This is a genomic window from Paenibacillus xanthanilyticus, assembly GCF_042682185.1.
GTDB classification, from domain to species: Bacteria; Bacillota; Bacilli; order Paenibacillales; family Paenibacillaceae; genus Paenibacillus_Z; species Paenibacillus_Z xanthanilyticus.
Map to the genome: position 1 here is coordinate 1231457 of NZ_JBHUHA010000001.1, position 18740 is coordinate 1250196.

Genomic DNA, 18740 nt, shown 5'->3' on the forward strand with positions numbered 1-18740 from the left:
TTCCTCGCAAAGGCCTGCTGGCCAACCTCGGAATCTGCTGTTTGGAAACTCAGTACCTCTATGGTTCTATGCTGCTTCGACTTACTAAGGCAGCGTCGTCACCGTCACCGAAGGTCCATTCGATGACCAATTGCCCGCTGCATCCCGCGCTTCTACTGCTGCCCGGCGCCCACGTCGGCGCTTCCGTTTCCGGTGCCGGCGCGTCCTTCGGCAGCGTCTTCACCGTGACGGACGGTCCGTCCGACGACCAGTTCCCCGCCGCGTCCCTCGCTTCCACCTTCAGCGCATAGTCCGTGTTCGGCGTCAGATCTTCGATCCCCTCGTCCGGGTATTCCCGTCTACTTCCGTCAATACGGTCGTACCGTTCATAATCCGATAGCGCGTGACACCGACATTGTCCGCGGCCGGCGTCCAGCTGATCAATGCGATGTACGCGTCGTGCCGCCGGAGGTTACTTTGCTGCCCGACGGCCACGTCGGCGGCGCCTTGTCGTTTGGTTGACATGGAAGGCCTCCTAGAGATAGCTGTATTGACTCATCGGTTTAATCGAATTAATGGCGGCGGATAAGCATCCGAGCCAATAAAAAAGACTCACGCGCAAGGCCGCAAGCGGCAGCGGTGAATCTCTGGAGGTCCAGTCAATTCGGTTATTCGCGCACAAGCTGAACCGTTCATCAGTTTGTGCGTTGCCCAGATGTTACACCCTGGCCGGAACCCCTGTCAATTTCGATTTTGCAAGCCTCCTCCTTCTTCCTCAGAGCTATTCATTTAAGCTGCATTTAAGTTACCTCGCCTAATGTGTATCTATCGACAGAAACACTAGCGAGGAGAGATCACGATGAACAATTCCAATAGAAAACCGAAACGAAAGCTTGCGATCGGCTTGACCGTCTCCGTCCTTACCGTCGGCGGCATCCTTTACGGACTGGCAGACCGCTATCTCATCGAGCATGTGGAAGTGGTCGTCGCCCAGCCGACGGTCGCCGCCGCCAGCACGACCGTGGCCGCCAACGCCGGCGCATCCGGCTCGACGACGCAGACCGCCGCATCGGCGACCTCGACGGCGGAAGCCGAGCAGTCCACCGCCGCAACAGCGGCAACCGCGGACGATTGGAACTATACCAGCGACACCATGAGCATCGCCATCCAGAAGGTCGAGACCGGCTCAGGTGAAGACAAGGTCACCTACTACGTCGCCGACGTGCAGCTCAAGAGCGCGGCCAATCTGCTGACCGCTTTCGCGGATAACGCATTCGGCCGCAATATTATCGCCAATACATCCGATATCGCTTCCGCAAACAACGCCATATTCGCGATCAACGGCGATTACTACGGATTCCGCGACAACGGCGTTATCATCCGCAATGGCACCTTGTACCGGGATGAACCCGCCCGCACCGGCCTGGCGATGTATAGCGACGGGACGATGGCGTCTTATAACGAAGAAGACATTTCGGCCGAAGAACTGCTGGCGCAAGGCGTCACCAACACGTTCTCGTTCGGTCCGGTCCTCGTGCAGGACGGTACGGCTGCGACGGATCTGGACGATGTGAAAATCGACAACAACTTCGGCAACCGCACCATCGACGGCGCCAATCCGAGAACGGGCGTCGGCATCATCTCGCCGAACCACTATGTGTTCGTCGTCGTCGACGGCCGCCAAGCGAACTACAGCCGCGGCATGACGCTGAACGAACTCGCGCAGCTCTTCGAAGATCTGGGCGCGACGGAAGCCTACAATCTCGACGGCGGCGGTTCCTCCACAATGTATTTCAACGGACGCGTCGTGAACAGCCCGGGAAGACAAGGCGAGGAACGCGGCGTCAGCGATATTATTTATCTCGCCGAATAACAGGCGAACGACCATTATGAAGGAGGCTGATTACGATGACGATTCTAATACCCGCTTATGAACCGGACCAACGATTGCTTTCCCTTGTCGATAAATTGAAAGAGGCCTACTGGCACCGTATTGTCATCGTGGACGACGGCAGCGGGCCTGCCTACCGTCACATTTTCGATGCGGCTCGCGACGCCGGCTGCACCGTGCTCGCGCATGCTGATAACCTCGGCAAAGGCCGGGCGCTGAAGACCGGCTTCGGTTATTTGAAAGAAATCGGCGAAACGGAGGGCGTCATCTGCGCGGACAGCGACGGGCAGCATCTACCGGCCGATATTATGCGGATCGCCGACGCGCTTGCAAGCCAGCGCAGCGGCATCGTGCTTGGCTGCCGCCGTTTTACCGGCAGGGTGCCGCTGCGCAGCCGGTTCGGCAACAGCGCGACCCGTCTCGTCTACGCGCTGACGACCGGCAACCGCATTCAGGACACGCAGACCGGATTGCGCGGCTTCCCCGCCTCCATGCTGGACTGGCTGTGCGAGCTTCCGGGCGAGCGCTTCGAATACGAAATGAACATGCTGCTGAAAGCGCAGGAGGACGGTTATCCGATGCGCGAGGTGACGATCGAAACCATCTATTTGGAGAACAACAAGTCTTCGCATTTTCGCCCAATCGCCGATTCCGCGAAGGTATATGCGCCAATTCTGACATTCTGCTCGTCTTCGCTCATGTCGGCCCTGCTTGATTTCGGCCTGCTTATGCTGCTCCAGCTGTTAACCGGCAAGCTCCTCTTCTCGGTCATCGGCGCTCGGACAGTCAGCTCGATGTTCAACTACGCGATGAATCGCCGGTTCGTCTTTGACAAGAACAAGAAGTCGGCGCTCGTCGCATCCATGCCGAAATATTTCGCGCTCGTCGTGCTCATCATGGTGCTCAATTACGGCCTGCTGCATTTGTTCCACGAGAGTTGGGGCATTCCGCTCGTCTTCGCCAAGCTGTTGACCGAAGGCGCCTTGTTCTTGTTCAGCTACTGGTCGCAGCGCAAATTCGTCTTCTCCGAGCCCAACGAGATCGTCGTCAAAAGCTGCTCGGTTCCGCTGGAACACGTGAAACAGGTGTAAGGCTCAAAACAATGGAGGCTATCCCGTCCGTCATGGATTGACGCGGGATAGCCTCTTTTGGGCTGGCGCGAAGCAAGTGCTTGCTTGACATGAAGGGCACGCATCGTATACATTTGTATACATAACAAATTCGTATACAAATGTATACACATTAACAGGAGGAATCCGCATGAAAGAAGGAAGGCACGGACATCATCGAGGCGGACACGGGCATCATGGTCACGGAGAAGGAAGAGGCGGTCGAGGACACGGCGAGCATCGGCACATGAAGAGCGCCCAGACATTCCGCCGCGGCCGGGCGGTCGCGTTCCTGGATAAGCTTCAGCTTCGGCGCACGACGTTGGCGCTGCAGCTGCAGCAACCGGAATTCGATTCGATCAAGCAAGTCATCAGCGGCGAATTGAAAGCCGTCGATGCCATTATTCAAGAGTTCATTCATACGTTCGAGCTTCACGAAGGACAACCCGAAGCCGCGGACGAAGCAGACGGGAACGTATCTGAAAGCGAGGCGAACGAAGATGACGACGCCAATCCTTGAGACGATTCGCACTCGCCGAACGATCAAGCAGTTCGACGACCGTCCGATCCCGGAACAAGAGTGGACCGCATGGCTGGAAACCGCCAGCTACGCCCCTAACCACCGCATGAACGAGCCCTGGGACATCCTAGTGATTGGCCCCGAGACGCGCGCGAAGCTTCGTCATAAGACGGATTTCGGCGGCGCGCCGGTCGTACTCGCCCTTCTCTCCAAACCCGCCGCTACGCAGTTCGAGCGCGACGAGAACGTGATGGCGGTCTCCTGCTTCGCGCAGAACTTCCTGCTGGCTGCTCACGAAGCCGGCGTCGGCGCTTATTGGGCTTCCATGGGCGCGCTGCCGCACAACCGCGCCATCCTCGGCGTACAGGAAGGCTACGACGTCATCGGCATCTTCGGGATCGGCTATCCGGCGGACACCCCCGCGGCCAAGCCGCGAACGCCGATCGCCGCGAAGATTTCGCGTTTGCCTTAAGCCGAGCGCGGAGATCATGAAGTTCCGCAAACCAAAAAGTCCGACTCCACTTCCCCCAACGTAAGCTTTGTCCCCAAGGACAAAAGCATGCCTAACTCGAAATTACCCGCCGTCCACTACCCTACATGCCAGCACGACAGAGGGAGTCCAGAGGGCAAAGCCCTTTGGACTCCCCTGGGCGGAGGAAGGTCAATGCTGTCAGGTTAAGGAAAAAACGTCCACTGAAACCACTTGTGGCCGATAGTTGATGGGCTTGTGTCTTAGGACGGACTTCAACACCCACTGAAGCTTTGTCCGCTAGGACAAAAGCGCGCCAATCTCTAACCGCCCCGCCAACCGCGACCCAACTCGCCAGCACGAAAAGGGAGTCCAGAGGGCGAAGCCCTTTGGTTCCCCTCAGCGGAGGGGGAAGGGGGAGGGAGTAATAAAACTCGGGTTAAAGGGGCGGAGCCCTCTTAACCTGACAGCATTGGGAGGGGGTTTGGAGGCGGATTTCTTTGAAAGAATTTTTATTTATATTTTTGATCAACGCAAAAGCGGCTCCACTAAGGAAGCCGCTTTATATCCCTGTTATCCGTTCGCCTGATCGTCAGCCGACGCATCCGTCGGCAATGTGTCCGCCGGCGGCGTACCGCCGTTGGGCATATCCGTCGGCGGCGTGCCGCGCATGCCGCCGCGTCCGCCACCCATGCCGCGCCCGCCGCCTCCGCCCATTCCGCCATGGCTGCTAGCCGCAGTCGTGAGGCCGGATTCGTTTACGTACGTGACCTTCTCCCCCATCTCGAAGGTGACGACCTTCGTGCTGCCGCTAACCGCGCCGGATTCGTAGAGACCATCCGTCGCATTGCCGCTGGACGTGCCGCCTGTCGAGATCGTGTACGATTCGCCGCTGGCCAGCGCCGCCGAGGAGAGAACGAAGCTGCCGAACGTCTTCGTCGGCTGGAACGCCGCGATCGTTTGGCCTGCGCTGTCCGTGACCGATACGAGCGTACCCGCTTCCAGCGTGCTCGGGAATGTCATCATCAACGCGAGCTGCTTCGACGTATCGGAAGGCGCTTGGGCCATGCCCGCGCTGCCGGCCGCGACCAATGTGCCGCCGGATTGCTCGAACGTGCCGTTGTAGTCCAGCGGCGCGTTGCCGTTCATCGTCGGGCCGTTCACGACCGCCGTGCCGCCCGTCATGACGACATTGCCGTTCGAGTCGAGACCGTCTCCTTCGGAATCGACGTACACGTAGCCGCCGCTAATATTCAGCACGCCGCCCGTGGAGGCGAACATGTCGCCGCCAGTCGCGCCGGAGCCGTCGTTGCCGCCGCCGACGTTCACGCCGTCGTCGCTTGCCGTCACATGGATTTCGCCGCCGGAGATGGCGATATCCGCGCTTTCGATGCCTTCATAGCTCTTGGTGATCGCAATCGTGCCGCTTGCGATCGCAAGTGCGGTATCCGCATGAATCCCGTCGTCTCCTGAGGCTATACTATACTGACCGCCGGAGATGGCGATGTTCGCATTACTATGGATTGCGTCGTCGGCTGCGTCGATCGTGAAGCTGCCGCCCGCGATCGCCACGTTGGCCGTCCCCTTAAGTCCCTTGGCGCTTGCGGATTCGGTCTCTTCCGTCGCCTGCGTGGTATCAGTCTGCGTTTGCGCTTGATCCTGGAAGCCGCGACCGCCGAATTGTTCTTCATGCGTCTTCGTCGATTTCGCGTTGCCCCCGCCCGAGACGATGTCGAAAGCGCCGTCCGCGATGAGGATGGAGGATGCCGCTTGGATGCCGTCATGTTGGGACGTGATATGGAAGGTACCGCCCGTAATCGCCACGTATCCTTTATCCGCATCGGTCTCGTTCGTCGTCTTCACGCCGTCGCCGCCGGCTTCCACCGTAATCGTGCCATCCTTGACCGCGACCAGGTCTTTGCCGACTACACCGTCGTCGCTCGCTTTGACCGTAATCATCCCGCTCATGATCTTCAGATCGTCTTTGCTCGTCATACCATCTTTCGCGTTGCCCGTAACCGTAAGCTTACCGGTACCGTTGATCGTGACATCGCCTTTACTGAACAAGGTCGCCGTCGGCGCCTCTTCGGACGTATCCGCATAGGTTGCGCCATCGGACAAGCTGTTATCTGTGCCTTCCTGAAGCGTGATGATCGCTTTGCCGGCTTCCTTCACGTGGACGGCAGGACCGTCGTTATTCGTAATCTGCGTGCCATTCAAAACAAGATGCACGTCCGCATCCTCCGGCGCATCGACCACGAGTTGACCGTCCGCGATCGTGCCGCTGACGACGTACGTGCCGGCCGTGCTGATCGTCACGACGCCGCCTTCGGCCTTCGCTCCGCTGCCGGTCACGGTCGCGACGGATCCGCTGAACGCGATCGTCGTGGCGCTATCCGCACGCCAAATCGTCAACGAGTCATTCTCGTCGAAATCCGCTTGGTCGGCGGCGCTTGCGCTGGCCAATTCAACCGCTGCGGCAGCCGCGCCTGTCGTCTGGTCCACGGCAGCCGTCGACTCGGAGGTAGCATTGGTTGTGGTTGTACTGCTCGATGTGTTCGCGGCATTGGAGCTGCAGCCTGCGGTAAGCATGGCGCCTAGCAGCAGAATGGACAGCAGCTTCATAGTATGGGATCGTTTCATATCGAATCAGCCTCTCTTCTATAAAGTGTGCGAGTTGTGATCAACTAGCGGTTTATTGAACGAATTTCTTAGTATTCCTGCACGGCGGCAGGGCTCATCGTCAGCGTAATATCCAGGTTGCCGTTGCGGGTGCGGACGGCGTCGAGCAGCTCCTTCTGGTTCAAATCAGGCTTGAGTTTCACCGCATATACGACTTCGTACAAGCTGCCTAGCTCGGTGGTGCGCACTTTCTTGAGTTCGTATTCCACGCCGAATTTACGGAAGATTTCATCGAATGCTTCTTCGTAGCCAAGGCTCTCCGGTATCGTCACTTTCAGCGTCTTGACCGCGTCTTTGCTCATGCCGAATTTCATCGCTTTCAGCACCAGCATCAGCATGCACAGCAGCACCGTGAACAGCACCGCGTAGCCGTAAGCGCCGACGCCGCAGGCAAGACCGGCCGCCATCGAGAACAGCACGTACGAGATGTCTTTCGAATCGCCCGGCGCGCTGCGGAACCGGATGATCGAGAACGCGCCGGCCAAACTAAAGGCGCGGGCGATGTTACTGCCGATGAGCAGGATGATGATCGCGACGATCGTCGGCAGCACCATCATCGTCAAGGTAAAGCTCGGGGAATGCGCCGTCTGCGTCTTCATGTACGTCCAGCTAATGACCCCGCCGAGCAGAATGGCAATGGCAAAGGTTAATAATGCGTGGGTAAATGTCAATTCGGTTACGGTCGTGCTGGATGCGAAAATGGATTCTAGCATGATACGATACGCTCCTCTTCAGTTGTCATAGTAGATGAAGTAGATGATGGTAAGATTTCAGGTACAACGAATGCCGGTGTGTAGGTTTCCGTCGCCGGGGGTTCTATTTCCGAGAGCGTGCGGTTCGCGTGACGAATCGATTTTTTGTATTCATTGCCGTACTTCGAGAAGCTCGTCCGGTACATCTGGTGTTCCGCGAGCAGCTTGGCCAGCCAGACGGGTACCGTCTTCTCCGCCTTGACCTCCATCAGCCACTGTCCGCTTTCCATCAGCTGCTCGCCGTGGTCGCCCAGCTCGAGCCCCAGATCGTGACGCCTCGACCGGATGTTCGTGTCGAAGGTAATTCGCAAATCCCGGTTGCCTTTGCAGAACATCGCGATTCGGTCGTAAGCCAGATACGTCATCGGCTTCAGCTCGTACCGCGACAGGAAATATTCGATCTCCGCGATCACCTGCCGGTTCATCCCTTCCCGGTATGCGGGCGGCTTGCCCGTCCGGACGAATTCGTACGCCTCGTGCAGCTTCAGCGCCGTCCGTCGTTTGTTGACGAGACCGAACACTTTCTTCTTCAGCTCCAGGTACACTTTCGCGTCCCCTTCCGGCACGCCGTAAGCGCGAACCCGCAGCTTCTCTCTATACTTGGGCTTCGAGAGACTCGTTCGGATCAGTGAATGATGCTCGGTGTCGTAGTACAGATTGCTGATGGAGTAGAACTGGTTGTTTTTGTTGTACGCATCGAGCTCCATATAATCCATCAATCGGTCATGCAGCTTATGAAAGGCTGTCGTGTCCATCAGATATTTATTCTCGTATCGGTTGAATACTTCGATCGCCATGTTTCAGCGCCCCTCTCTTCGTGCTCGCCGGCGCCAACGCCGTCCTGCTATACCTGTATCTTAGGGCGCCAACCTTTAACGAATCTTAAATTGTTAACGGCTCGTAAATTTTCTCGAAAACCCGCATTGGAAGCGGACAAACGGTTCTTTGTAGTGCGAGTGCAATCTGCTTCGTGATCAATTGGCGGCTTTTTAAACAACCTATTATAATGAAGCGATTCTGATCCTTCGCTTAAGGTTCATTAAAGGTTCCCGCCCTACACTGAGGACAGGACGACATAAGGGGTTGTAGCCATGCGAATATTAATCGTAGAGGACGAGGCCAATCTGGCCGAGGCGCTCTCGCAGATATTAAAGAAAGAAAATTATACAGTCGATATGGTGCATGACGGGGAAGAAGGATTGGATTACGCGCTGAGCGATATTTATGATCTGCTGCTCCTCGATATCATGCTTCCGGGAATGGACGGCATCTCGATCCTGAAGCGACTGCGCGCAAAAGGAATCGCGACGCCGGTCATCATGCTGACGGCGAAAGGCGAGATTCCGGACAAAATCGCGGGACTTGATTACGGCGCCGACGACTACATCGCCAAGCCGTTCAATACCGGCGAGCTGCTCGCGCGCATCCGCGCGGCGCTGCGGCGCAAAGGCGAGGTCGTGCCGGAGGACGGGCTGCGGTTCGGGGACATCGAGCTGAACACCGCGTACTTGAAAATCACCTGCAAGGGCAAGGAGCTGAAGCTCATCTTGAAGGAAAGCCAGCTGCTCGAGCTCATGATGACGCGCAAGCAAGCGGTCACCTCCAAGGAGCAGATCATTGAGAAGCTGTGGGGCTTCGATTCGGACGCCGAGCACAATAACGTCGAAGTCTACATCTCCTTCCTGCGCAAGAAGCTGACGTTCCTACAATCTGCGGTGCGCATCAATACGATCCGCGGCGTCGGCTACGTGCTGGAAGAGGTGAACGGCTGATGTTCAATCGATTGCGCAACCGATTCCTGCTCATGAATATGATCATCATTACGTTCATCATGTTCGTGGCCTTCGGTACGATTTATACGATCACCTACCGGAACGTGCAGAACGACATTCGGATGGATTTGCACCGGATGGCGGATTCGAGCCGCAAAATGGACGGTCTAGGTCAAGGACAAGGGCAGGGCGGACCTCCTAAACAGGAAGGCGATTTCCAGGGCGGCGAGTTTCAAGGCGGCAACGGCGGCCCCCGCTTCGTCGCGTTCGAAGCGAAGACCGACGCGGATTGGCGCATTACGGAGAAAAGCTCGCGCTTCGAGCTCGACGACAGCTTGTACGCCGAAGCGGTTGAGCATGCGGCCGCTAGCCGCGACGACGAAGGCCAGTTCACGATCGACGGAACCCGGTGGGCCTACAGCGTCATGGCGATTCCGACGGGCTACAGCATCTTTTGCATGGATGTCACGCCGCAGCAGAACATTTTGACTAATTTGATTTATACGTTCTCCGCCGTCGCGCTCGTCATGCTCGGGGTCATCTACCTCGCCTCCCGTTATTTCGCCGGCCGCTCCATCGCGCCGGTCAAGGAAGCGTTCGAGAAGCAGAAGCAATTCATCGCCGACGCCTCTCACGAATTGAAGACGCCGCTGGCCGTCATCAACACGAACGCGGACGTGCTCCTCGCCAATGGCGAGGACACGATTAATGATCAGGCCAAATGGCTGCATCACATCAAGTCGGAGACAGAGCGAATGAAGACGCTCACGAACGATCTGCTCTACCTGACGCAGATGGACGACGCGCGCGCAAGCATGATCCATGTCCCGTTCGATCTGAGCGACGCGGTGGACGGCGTTATTCTGACGATGGAAGCCGTGTTCTTCGAGAAGGAGCTCACGCTCGAATACGAAATCGAGCCAGGCCTAACGGTGACCGGCAGCAGCGAACAGATGAAGCAGGTCGTCATGATCCTGCTGGACAATGCGCTCAAATACACGAATCCCCACGGCTCCATTCAGCTGTCATTGAAGCGCCATCACGGGCATATTCAATTAGCGGTGTCCAATTCGGGACCCGGCATCGCGTCAGAGCATCTGGACCGCATCTTCGACCGCTTCTACCGGGCGGATGCATCCCGCGCCCGTCAACTCGGCGGCTACGGACTCGGCCTGGCGATCGCCAAATCGATCGTCGAACAGCACCGCGGCAAGATTACCGCCAAGAGCGTGCCGAACGAACTCACGACGTTCACGGTGCAGTTGGATTAGATAGCGGAGAAAATGAAAAAACGAACTGCCATGGGGTATAACTCCCCTTGCAGTTCGTTTTTTGGTTGACGATCAAACGTATTGCTTGCCCAGCAACCCGTCGATCCGCGCCCGTACGACTGGCCATTCGCCGTCCACGATGCCGTAGAGAACCACGTCGTGAATCGAGCCGTCCGGCTTCACTCTCGCCCGGCGCAGGACGCCTTCCCGCACGGCGCCGATGCGCTCGACCGCGCGCTGCGAGCGTTCGTTGAAGTGACTGACCGAGAACTGGACGCGCAGCGCGTTCAGCTCCTCGAAGCAATAAGCGAGCAGCAGCCGCTTGCACTCCGTGTTCACGGATGTTCGCCAGACGCTAGGCGTCAGCCAGGAATAGCCGATTTCCGCGTGCCGATGTACCGTGCTCATGTCCGCGATGCGCGTCGTGCCGACAATGCGTCCGCTTCGTTTATCGATAACGGCGAACGGCAGCTGCTTACCCGCGGACCGCGCCAGCAGCGCTTCGTCCACGAGCGCCTCGGCCTCTTCCAGGCAGGTTACCGTCCTCCACGTAAATTGCCAAATCGCCGGATCGTTCAAAAGCTCGGCCAGTGCCGTCCGGTGCCCAGGTTCGAGCGGCTCCAGCATGACCGTATCCCCTTCCAACCCCGTATTCGCCGTTAATAGATTCACGCTCATGATGCCGCGCCGCCTTTCGTTTTTTCTCTATCATAACGGATGCGGGACGAGTCCCCTAATTAATTTATGGCAAAGAAGGCTGCGGCTGGCTGCGAAGCTATCTGCTGCTGCATTCCCGGAGCAGCCTAGCAGGCGACTGTGCATGCATAAAGAGGACGAAACCTGGGCAGGTTAGCCGTTTGAATACCATACATTCGTCCGCCACTCTATTCGAAAAGGAAGTACGTTCCATGGTTGATGTCAGAACACAAATCATGATCGGCACGCCGGTCGAGCAGACCGCCGCCTATGCCGCGAATCCGATTCACGCGCCCGAATGGTACGTCAATATCGACTCGGCGGAATGGGTACGCGGCCATCAGGTGGAAATTGGCGCGCAAGCCGCATTCCGCGCACGGTTCCTCGGCAAACCGTTGTCGTACGTCTACGAAATTGCGGCGTACGAGCCCGGGAAGCTTCTGGTCATGCGTACCGCCAACGGTCCTTTCCCAATGGAGACCACGTACACATGGGAAGCCGCTGGCGATCACGCCACCCGCATGACGCTGCGCAACCGTGGGACGCCGCGCGGCTTCTCTGCGCTCGTCTCCCCGCTCATGGGCTTCATGATGCGCAGGGCGAACATCAACGACCTGCGCACGCTGAAGAAGCTGCTGGAGCAGCCGACGCTGCATAAATAACCAGATTTTACACACCCTTATGTTGATGTCGAGTTGTATCTACAACTGATCCGTCGGGTGAAGCCGTCCGTCTCCTTCTGCCGACCTGGCTTAGCATGCTCTTGACCTTCTCGATTACGCACGCTTATTATGCTTGGTTCAGCAAACGAAGCTTGGCCGGCGCATAGCCAAGAAGACCGCCCCTCAAGGCGGTCTTCTTGGTCGAACGTATGTCGTTGTAGATAAGCCCCAACGCTACCCGATGCTCTCCGCTTGCGCCTTCGGCGCGCGGACGGCTTGCAAATACGGCTTGTTGGGCAGAAAATGCGTCGCCTTTACGTGCCGCACCGTCTGCGTCTTGGCCCGCATAACGATGGAGTGCGTCTCGGCGCGCTGGTCGGACAGATAACGGACGCCGCCGAGAAATTCGCCCGGCGTCACGCCGGTCGCCGCGAAGATGACGTCGCCGGTGCCGACCATGTCATCCATGAAGAGCACCTTGCGCGGATCGGCGATGCCCATCTCGATGCAGCGGCTCAATTCCGCCTCGTCAGCGGGCATGAGACGTCCCTGAAGCTCGCCTTCCAGGCACTTCAGCGCGGCAGCGGCGAGCACGCCCTCCGGCGCGCCGCCCGAACCCATATACAGATCGATGCCAGTCTCCGGGAACGATGGCGAGATCGCGCCGACGACGTCGCCATCCGACAGGAACTTGATGCGGACGCCGATGGAACGAAGCGTGCCGATCAGCTCCCGGTGACGGTCGCGGTCGAGAATCATGACGGTCAAGTCCGACACCGGCTTGCCGAGCGCCTTCGCCGCCTTCTCGATCGTCACTTCCGGCGGGTCGGTGATGCTCAGCTTCCCGCGCAGCTGCGGGCCGACCGCCAGCTTCTCCATATACATGTCCGGCGCGTGCAGCAGCTGTCCCTTAGGCGCAATAGCCAACACGGACAGCGCGTTGTTCAGTCCCTTGGAGACGATCTCGGTCCCTTCGAGCGGATCGACGGCCACGTCGACCTCCGGCCCGTCGAGCGTCCCGACGCGCTCTCCGATATACAACATCGGCGCTTCATCCATCTCGCCTTCCCCGATGACGACGGTGCCGCAGATCGACACGGAATCGAACATCAGTCGCATGGCCGATGTCGCCGCCCCGTCCGCTTCGTTCTTGTTGCCGCGTCCCATCCAAGGCGCGGATGCGAGCGCCGCCGCCTCCGTGACGCGCACGATCTCCAGCGCTAGCTCTCTCTCCATGTTACGTCTCCCCCAAACGTCATTTGCCGTCCCGCCATAAGTGGAGGCGATCGATTAACGATCGAGCCCCGTCACGTGCGAGAATTGCTCGTATGCCGCTTCCCAGGCTTGGCTGGCTCCGGGTTCATAGGTGGTAACCGGGAACGACTCCCGGATGACGCTTCTGGCTTCCCATATATCCTTAAAGTCTCCGCGGGCGATCCACTGGACCGCGAGGTTGCCGATGGCGCTGCCCTCGGAAGGTCCCGCCCATACCGGCTTGCCGATCGCGTCGGCCGTCCACTGGCAGAGCAGCGTATTGTGAATGCCGCCGCCCACCATATGAAGCCCGCCGAACCGCTGGCAGGACAACCGTTCCGTCAGCTCGAGCACATACCGGTACTTCATCGCCAGACTTTCCAAAATGCAGCGTACGATCGCGCCCGGCGACTGCGGCGCTTCTTGTCCGGTCCGCTCGCAGTATTGGCGGATGCGCGCAGGCATATCGCCCGGCGCCATGAAGCTCGGATCGTCCGGATCGACGAACGCGGCGAACGCCGGCGCCTCGCCGGCTAGCTGCACAAGCTCAGGGAACGTGAACTGCTTGCCTTCTCGCTCCCATGCCCGCCGGCTCTCCTGCAAAATCCACAACCCCATGATGTTCTTCAACAGCCGGTACGTGTCGCCGAAGCCGCCTTCGTTAGTGAAGTTGAGCTTGCGCGCTTCGTCCGTCATAACCGGACGATCGATCTCCGTGCCGAGCAGCGACCAGGTGCCGCAGCTTAAGTAGGCGAACGACCGCTCCAGAGCAGGCACCGCCACGACGGCCGACGCCGTATCGTGCTCGGCGATCGCATAGACGGGAATCGGCCCAATCCCGAGCTCCTCCCGAACCGACGGCTGCACGACCCCCGCGATAGCGCCAGGCTTCAGCACCGGGCTGAACAGCGTCTCGGACACCCCGATATGGCCGAGCAGCGCGCCGTCCCATTGCGCCGAGACTGGGTTATACAGCTGGGTCGTCGTCGCGTTGGAGAATTCATGGTATCGCTCGCCGGTCAGGAAGTAGCGCAGCAAATCCGGGATCATGAGCAGATGCGAAGCTGACTCCAGCAGCGGCGAACCGGCGCGCGACTGTGCGGCTAATTGGTAGATGGTGTTGAAGGGCAGGAACTGAATCCCCGTGCGAGCGAAGATCTCCGCTTCGCCAAGCTCCTCCCCCAGCTTCTCCATCATCCCTTCGGAAGCGCGGTCCCGGTAATGATTCGGATTGCCGAGCAGGCTGCCGTCGCGGGCAAGCAAGCCGTAATCGACGGCCCACGAATCGATGCCGATGCTCGCCGGCTCTACGCCGGCATGCTTCGCTTTCAGCAGCCCCTGCTTGATTTCGTGATACAGCCGGAGCAGGTCCCATTGAAGACGCTCTCCGACCTGGACGGGATCGTTCGGGAAACGGTGCAGCTCCTCCGTCACGATCTTCCCGTCCTGCAGCCGACCGAGAATCGCCCTGCCGCTGCTCGCGCCGAGATCGAATGCCAATGCGTTAGACATGCGCGTATCCTCCCTTAGGTCCGATTAGCCGCGCGCCAGCAGCACGTCCCGCTCATAGGCTTTGACCTGCTGAATCCATTGTTCGCGAACCGGTACGCCCTTCGACGCGCAGTAATGATCCCACACGGCGCCGAATGGATACGACTTGAATTCCTCGGTCAGCGCGAGACGCGTCGTATAATCGCCTTCCAGCTCCGCCTGCTTCAGCGCCTCGACCGGCTCCAGCATCGCGCGCAGCAGCGCCTTGATCGTATTGCGCGTCCCGACGACCCATGCCGCCACGCGGTTGATGCTCGCGTCGAAGAAGTCGAGGCCGATATGGGTAATGCCGAGCAGATCGTGGCGGACCAGCTCCCGGCCGATCTCGAGCAGCTCGTCGTCCATGATGACGACGTGATCGCTGTCCCAGCGCATCGGACGGCTGACGTGAAGCAGGATGCCGCTCGTGAACAGCGCGAGCGAGGATAATTTGTTCGAGATTACTTCCGTCGGATGGAAGTGGCCTGCGTCCAGACAGATGAGCTTATCGTTCTGCAGCCCATAACCCATATAGAATTCATGCGAGCCGACGACATAGGCCTCCGAGCCGAGTCCGAACAGCTTGCTCTCGACGGCGTCGAGGTTGTAGCGCGGGTCGATCGGCTCCGCGAACACCTCGTCCAGCGATGCCTTCAGCCGCTTGCGCGGGGACATCCGGTCGACCGGATTGTCCTTGAAGCCGTCCGGCACCCAGACGTTCGTCACGCACGTCTGGCCGAGCTGCTCGCCGAAGTAAGCGCCGATCTGACGGGAAGCTTTGCAGTGGTCGATCCAGAACCGGCGGATGTTCTCGTCCGGGTGGCTGAGGGTAAAGCCGTCCTTCGAGTTCTCGTGCGAGAAACAGGTCGGATTGAAATCCAATCCCAGCCCCTGCTCCTTCGCCCATGCTACCCAACGCTCGTAATGCTTCGGCTCGAGCTTGTCGAGCTCCACGTGCTCGTCGGTATCGGCATAGATAGCGTGGAGATTGACTTTGTGCTTGCCCGGAATGAGCGCGAACGCCTGCTCCAGATCCCGCCGAAGCTCTTCGGGCGTCCGGGCCGCGCCCGGATAACTGCCCGTAACCGAGATGCCGCCGGTCAGCTCCTGGCCGCGGTTCAGGAAGCCCCGCACGTCGTCGCCCTGCCAGCAATGCATCGAAATTTTGATCGTTTCCAATTTCTTGAGCACATCATCCGTGTCAATGCCATGCTGTGCATACAGCGCTTTGGCCGCCTCGTAGGCTTGTTGAATCGCCGGTTCCGTCATCGGATTCTCCTCCTTATTGGCGCGATTAGCGCGTGAACGCCGCCGGCACGCCGCCGTCGATCGTCAGCATGCAGCCGGTCGTCTTGTCGGACTTCGACGAGGCGAAGAACGCGATCCCTTCGGCGATGTCCTTCGGATAAATATTGACGAGCAGCGTCGTGCGTTTGCGGTAGTATTCTTCGAGTTGATCCGGCTCGATGCCGTACGCGGCCGCGCGCTCGTTGCGCCACGAGCCGTTCCAGATCGCCGATCCTTGCAGGATCGCGTCCGGCAAAATCGTGTTGACGCGAATGCCGAACTCGCCGCCTTCCGCCGCAATGCAGCGCGCCAGATGGGCTTCGAGCGCCTTCGCCGCGCTGTAGGCCGTCGCGTTCTTGCCCGCGTAGACCGAGTTCTTCGAGCCGATGAACACCATGTTGCCGCCGATGCCCTGCTCCTTCATTAGTTTAAACGCCTCGCGCGCCACGAGGAAGTAGCCCGTGCCGAGCACGTTCATGTTCAGGTTCCATTCCTTGAGCGACGTCTCGTCGAACGGGCTGGACGTGGCCAGACCGGCGTTGTTGACGATGATATCGACGCCGCCGTAGACGAGCGCGACTTCCGCGTAAGCAGCTTGGACGGCCGCCTCGTCCGTGACGTCCATCTTCACCGCAAATGCGCGATTCTCGCCGTACTTGTCGTTGATCTCCTGCGCGACCTTCTGCGCGCCTTCGAGGTTCAGATCCGCCAATACGACGTGCGCGCCTTCGGATGCAAGGCGGCGCGCCGTCTCGCTGCCGATGCCGCCCGCGCCGCCGGTAATGAACGCCACCTTGCGGGAGAACTCGGCTTCGGCCGGCGCGAGCGACAGCTTATACAGCTCGAGCGGCCAATATTCCACATTGTACGATTCGTTCTCGCTGAGCGAGACGAATTGGCCCAGCGCCGTGGCGCCGCGCATAACCGCGATCGCGCGGTGGTACAGCGCGCCGCTCACTTGCGAGAGCGCCCAGCTTTTGCCCGTGTTCACCATGCCGATGCCCGGAATCAGGATGACGCGCGGCGCGGCTTCGAACATAACGTCTCCTTCGTTCTTGTTGCGCTCGAAGTAGGCTTTGTACTGCTCCTTGTAGGCGGCGACGCCCTCGACGAGCTTCGCCTTCAGACCCGCGACGTCGTCAACGTTCGGCGTCCAATCGATGAACAGCGGCACGACCTTCGTGTGCACCAGATGGTCCGGACAAGCGGCGCCGACCTGCGACAGCTGAGGCGCGTCGTTGCCGCCCACGAACGCGAGCACGTCGTCCTGATCGTCGAAAGAAAGGATCATCTTCTTGCTATCCGATACGGCGCCGCGGATCGTCGGCATCACTTGCGACGCGATCTGGCGGCGAATGTCCGCCGGCAGCGCTTCGTGCTTCCGACCGCCGAACAGGCGAGCGTCGTTCACGCGCGCTTCGATGAACGCTTCCGCTTCGTTGATGATTTTGATCGTCTGCGCGTAGCACGCTTCGCTCGTCTCGCCCCATGTGACCAAGCCGTGCTTCTCCATCAACACCAGCTCGGCGTTCGGATTCGCGAACACGCCCTCGGCGATCATCTTCGACAGCGTGAAGCCGGGACGCACGTACGGTACCCAGACGAAGCGGTCGCCGAAAATCTCGCGCGCCAGCTCCTTGCCGTTATCCGCGCAGCACAGGCTAATGATGGCATCCGGATGCGTATGGTCCACATGCTTGAACGGCAGGAACGCGTGCAGCAGCGTCTCGATCGAGGCGCGCGGATGCTTGGCGTCGATCATGCAGTGGCCGAGGTAAGCGACCATCTCTTCGTCGGACATCGATTCCCGCTCGATCAGCGGACGGATGTCGTCCATGCGAAGCCCGGTGAAATTTCCCGCCTTCATCGACCCAAGATCGGAGCCACTTCCCTTCACGTACATCACTTCGATATCACGCCCGCGAAAATCCTGCACGGTCGTCTTGCTCGACGTATTGCCGCCGAAAATATTACAAACCCGGCGATCGGCGCCGATCAGGTTGGACCGGTACACCAGCTGATCAAGTCCGTTCGTATGTTGGGACGCTTCCGACGCATTCCACAAGCTTTGTACCATTTTGTTTACCTCCGAATGTATGGGATTAGTTCTATAATCGGATAGTAACATGTTTGTTTTGTTTTGAAAACAGAAATTTTGTTAAAAAACAAAAGAAAACAAAAACGAAAACCGATTTCCAAAGAGAAACATCCCCGAAATAGTAGCGAGTCATGCGCAAAGGCTGCTTAGACGATGCGGCCATCCCGCTTTTCGTGTATCATGTCAACAGATCGCGAAGTTTCGTAATTTAAGGAGAGATCCCGCATGACATGGACATTCAAAACATTCGACCAACTGACGACGCTGGAGCTATATCGGATTTTGCAGGAACGCACGCAAGTATTCGTCGTGGAACAACGATGCCCGTATCCCGAGGTGGACGGCAAGGATTTGGAGTCGGTTCATCTGTACCGAATGGATGACGAGGGAAACATCATGGCTTATTTGCGCCTATTGCCCGCGGGACTTGCCTATAAGGAAGCTTCCATCGGCAGAGTGCTGGTCAATCAGGCTTATCGGGGAAAGGGCATCGCCGCCGAGCTGGTGCAGCGAGGATTGGACTACATACGCCAGGAATGGCGGGAGGCCGAGGTCAAGATTCAAGCGCAGGCTTATTTGGAGAAATTCTATCATTCGTTCGGCTTCGTCAAGGTGTCGGAGACGTATTTGGAGGATGACATCCCGCATATCGATATGAAAATGCGTTTCGAATCTCGAACCGCTCAATCGTAATAACGCGCTGCCTAACGATGCAAACAAGGGCCTCTTACCGTCATCCGAGATGACGATGAGAGGCCCTTCGATTAT

18 protein-coding genes are annotated in these 18740 nt (G+C 58.7%); 9 read left to right on the top strand and 9 right to left on the bottom strand.

Annotated elements, in window-relative coordinates:
• Window positions 1-122: 122 nt before the first annotated feature.
• Window positions 123-290, top strand: coding sequence for a hypothetical protein (locus ACFSKT_RS05085; protein ID WP_377718973.1), 168 nt, complete (start codon window positions 123-125; stop codon window positions 288-290).
• 13 nt (window positions 291-303) lie between these two features.
• On the opposite strand, the gene ACFSKT_RS05090 is transcribed toward ACFSKT_RS05085, so the two are convergent.
• A complete protein-coding gene (locus ACFSKT_RS05090; RefSeq protein WP_377718974.1) occupies window positions 304-504 on the bottom strand; it encodes a hypothetical protein in 201 nt (66 codons plus the stop codon).
• A gap of 334 nt (window positions 505-838) precedes the next feature.
• Between ACFSKT_RS05090 and ACFSKT_RS05095 the strand changes: the two genes are divergently transcribed.
• From ACFSKT_RS05095 to ACFSKT_RS05110, 4 genes are all read left to right on the top strand, one after another.
• Window positions 839-1852 carry a phosphodiester glycosidase family protein gene (locus ACFSKT_RS05095; protein ID WP_377718975.1) on the top strand — a complete coding sequence of 338 codons (1014 nt, stop codon included), beginning with the start codon at window positions 839-841 and terminating at the stop codon, window positions 1850-1852.
• Window positions 1853-1887: 35 nt separating this feature from the next.
• Complete coding sequence (locus ACFSKT_RS05100; protein WP_377718976.1) at window positions 1888-2961, top strand: GtrA family protein; 1074 nt, start codon at window positions 1888-1890, stop codon at window positions 2959-2961.
• Between the two features lie 169 nt (window positions 2962-3130).
• The gene (locus ACFSKT_RS05105; RefSeq protein ID WP_377718977.1) at window positions 3131-3499 is read left to right on the top strand and encodes a hypothetical protein; all 369 of its coding nucleotides are present in this window, start codon (window positions 3131-3133) and stop codon (window positions 3497-3499) included.
• A complete protein-coding gene (locus tag ACFSKT_RS05110; RefSeq protein WP_377718978.1) occupies window positions 3480-3971 on the top strand; it encodes a nitroreductase family protein in 492 nt (163 codons plus the stop codon). The genes ACFSKT_RS05105 and ACFSKT_RS05110 overlap by 20 nt, the downstream gene beginning before the upstream one ends.
• A 570-nt stretch (window positions 3972-4541) precedes the next feature.
• On the opposite strand, the gene ACFSKT_RS05115 is transcribed toward ACFSKT_RS05110, so the two are convergent.
• From ACFSKT_RS05115 to ACFSKT_RS05125, 3 genes are all read right to left on the bottom strand, one after another.
• On the bottom strand, window positions 4542-6611 hold the full coding sequence (locus ACFSKT_RS05115) for a carbohydrate-binding domain-containing protein (RefSeq protein WP_377718979.1): 2070 nt from the start codon (window positions 6609-6611) through the stop codon (window positions 4542-4544).
• Between the two features lie 68 nt (window positions 6612-6679).
• Window positions 6680-7363: a DUF4956 domain-containing protein gene (locus ACFSKT_RS05120; protein WP_377718980.1), complete on the bottom strand. Its 684-nt coding sequence runs from the start codon at window positions 7361-7363 to the stop codon at window positions 6680-6682.
• On the bottom strand, window positions 7357-8199 hold the full coding sequence (locus ACFSKT_RS05125) for a polyphosphate polymerase domain-containing protein (protein ID WP_377718981.1): 843 nt from the start codon (window positions 8197-8199) through the stop codon (window positions 7357-7359). The genes ACFSKT_RS05120 and ACFSKT_RS05125 overlap by 7 nt, the downstream gene beginning before the upstream one ends.
• Before the next feature lie 294 nt (window positions 8200-8493).
• On the opposite strand from ACFSKT_RS05125, the gene ACFSKT_RS05130 reads away from it, so the two are divergent.
• Together ACFSKT_RS05130 and ACFSKT_RS05135 are read left to right on the top strand one after the other, a co-directional pair.
• Window positions 8494-9174, top strand: a complete 681-nt coding sequence (locus tag ACFSKT_RS05130; RefSeq protein ID WP_377718982.1) for a response regulator transcription factor — start codon at window positions 8494-8496, stop codon at window positions 9172-9174.
• On the top strand, window positions 9174-10445 hold the full coding sequence (locus tag ACFSKT_RS05135) for a sensor histidine kinase (protein ID WP_377718983.1): 1272 nt from the start codon (window positions 9174-9176) through the stop codon (window positions 10443-10445). The genes ACFSKT_RS05130 and ACFSKT_RS05135 overlap by 1 nt, the downstream gene beginning before the upstream one ends.
• Before the next feature lie 72 nt (window positions 10446-10517).
• On the opposite strand, the gene ACFSKT_RS05140 is transcribed toward ACFSKT_RS05135, so the two are convergent.
• A complete protein-coding gene (locus ACFSKT_RS05140; RefSeq protein WP_377718984.1) occupies window positions 10518-11123 on the bottom strand; it encodes a GNAT family N-acetyltransferase in 606 nt (201 codons plus the stop codon).
• Window positions 11124-11353: 230 nt separating this feature from the next.
• Here ACFSKT_RS05140 and ACFSKT_RS05145 point away from each other — a divergent pair, with 230 nt between their 5' ends.
• Complete coding sequence (locus tag ACFSKT_RS05145; RefSeq protein ID WP_377718985.1) at window positions 11354-11803, top strand: SRPBCC family protein; 450 nt, start codon at window positions 11354-11356, stop codon at window positions 11801-11803.
• A gap of 234 nt (window positions 11804-12037) precedes the next feature.
• On the opposite strand, the gene glpX is transcribed toward ACFSKT_RS05145, so the two are convergent.
• Genes glpX through ACFSKT_RS05165 form a run of 4 tightly spaced genes read right to left on the bottom strand, consistent with a single transcriptional unit; the run spans window position 12038 to window position 17951 of the window.
• Window positions 12038-13039 (bottom strand): class II fructose-bisphosphatase, encoded by a 1002-nt coding sequence (glpX, locus tag ACFSKT_RS05150; RefSeq protein WP_377718986.1) that lies wholly within the window; start codon window positions 13037-13039, stop codon window positions 12038-12040.
• Window positions 13040-13093: 54 nt separating this feature from the next.
• Entirely contained in the window at window positions 13094-14569 is a 1476-nt protein-coding gene (locus ACFSKT_RS05155; RefSeq protein ID WP_377718987.1) for a rhamnulokinase, read from the bottom strand.
• Window positions 14570-14593: 24 nt separating this feature from the next.
• Entirely contained in the window at window positions 14594-15856 is a 1263-nt protein-coding gene (gene rhaA / locus ACFSKT_RS05160; protein ID WP_377718988.1) for an L-rhamnose isomerase, read from the bottom strand.
• Window positions 15857-15881: 25 nt separating this feature from the next.
• Complete coding sequence (locus tag ACFSKT_RS05165; protein WP_377718989.1) at window positions 15882-17951, bottom strand: bifunctional aldolase/short-chain dehydrogenase; 2070 nt, start codon at window positions 17949-17951, stop codon at window positions 15882-15884.
• 246 nt (window positions 17952-18197) lie between these two features.
• On the opposite strand from ACFSKT_RS05165, the gene ACFSKT_RS05170 reads away from it, so the two are divergent.
• Window positions 18198-18665: a GNAT family N-acetyltransferase gene (locus ACFSKT_RS05170; protein WP_377718990.1), complete on the top strand. Its 468-nt coding sequence runs from the start codon at window positions 18198-18200 to the stop codon at window positions 18663-18665.
• Window positions 18666-18740: the final 75 nt, after the last annotated feature.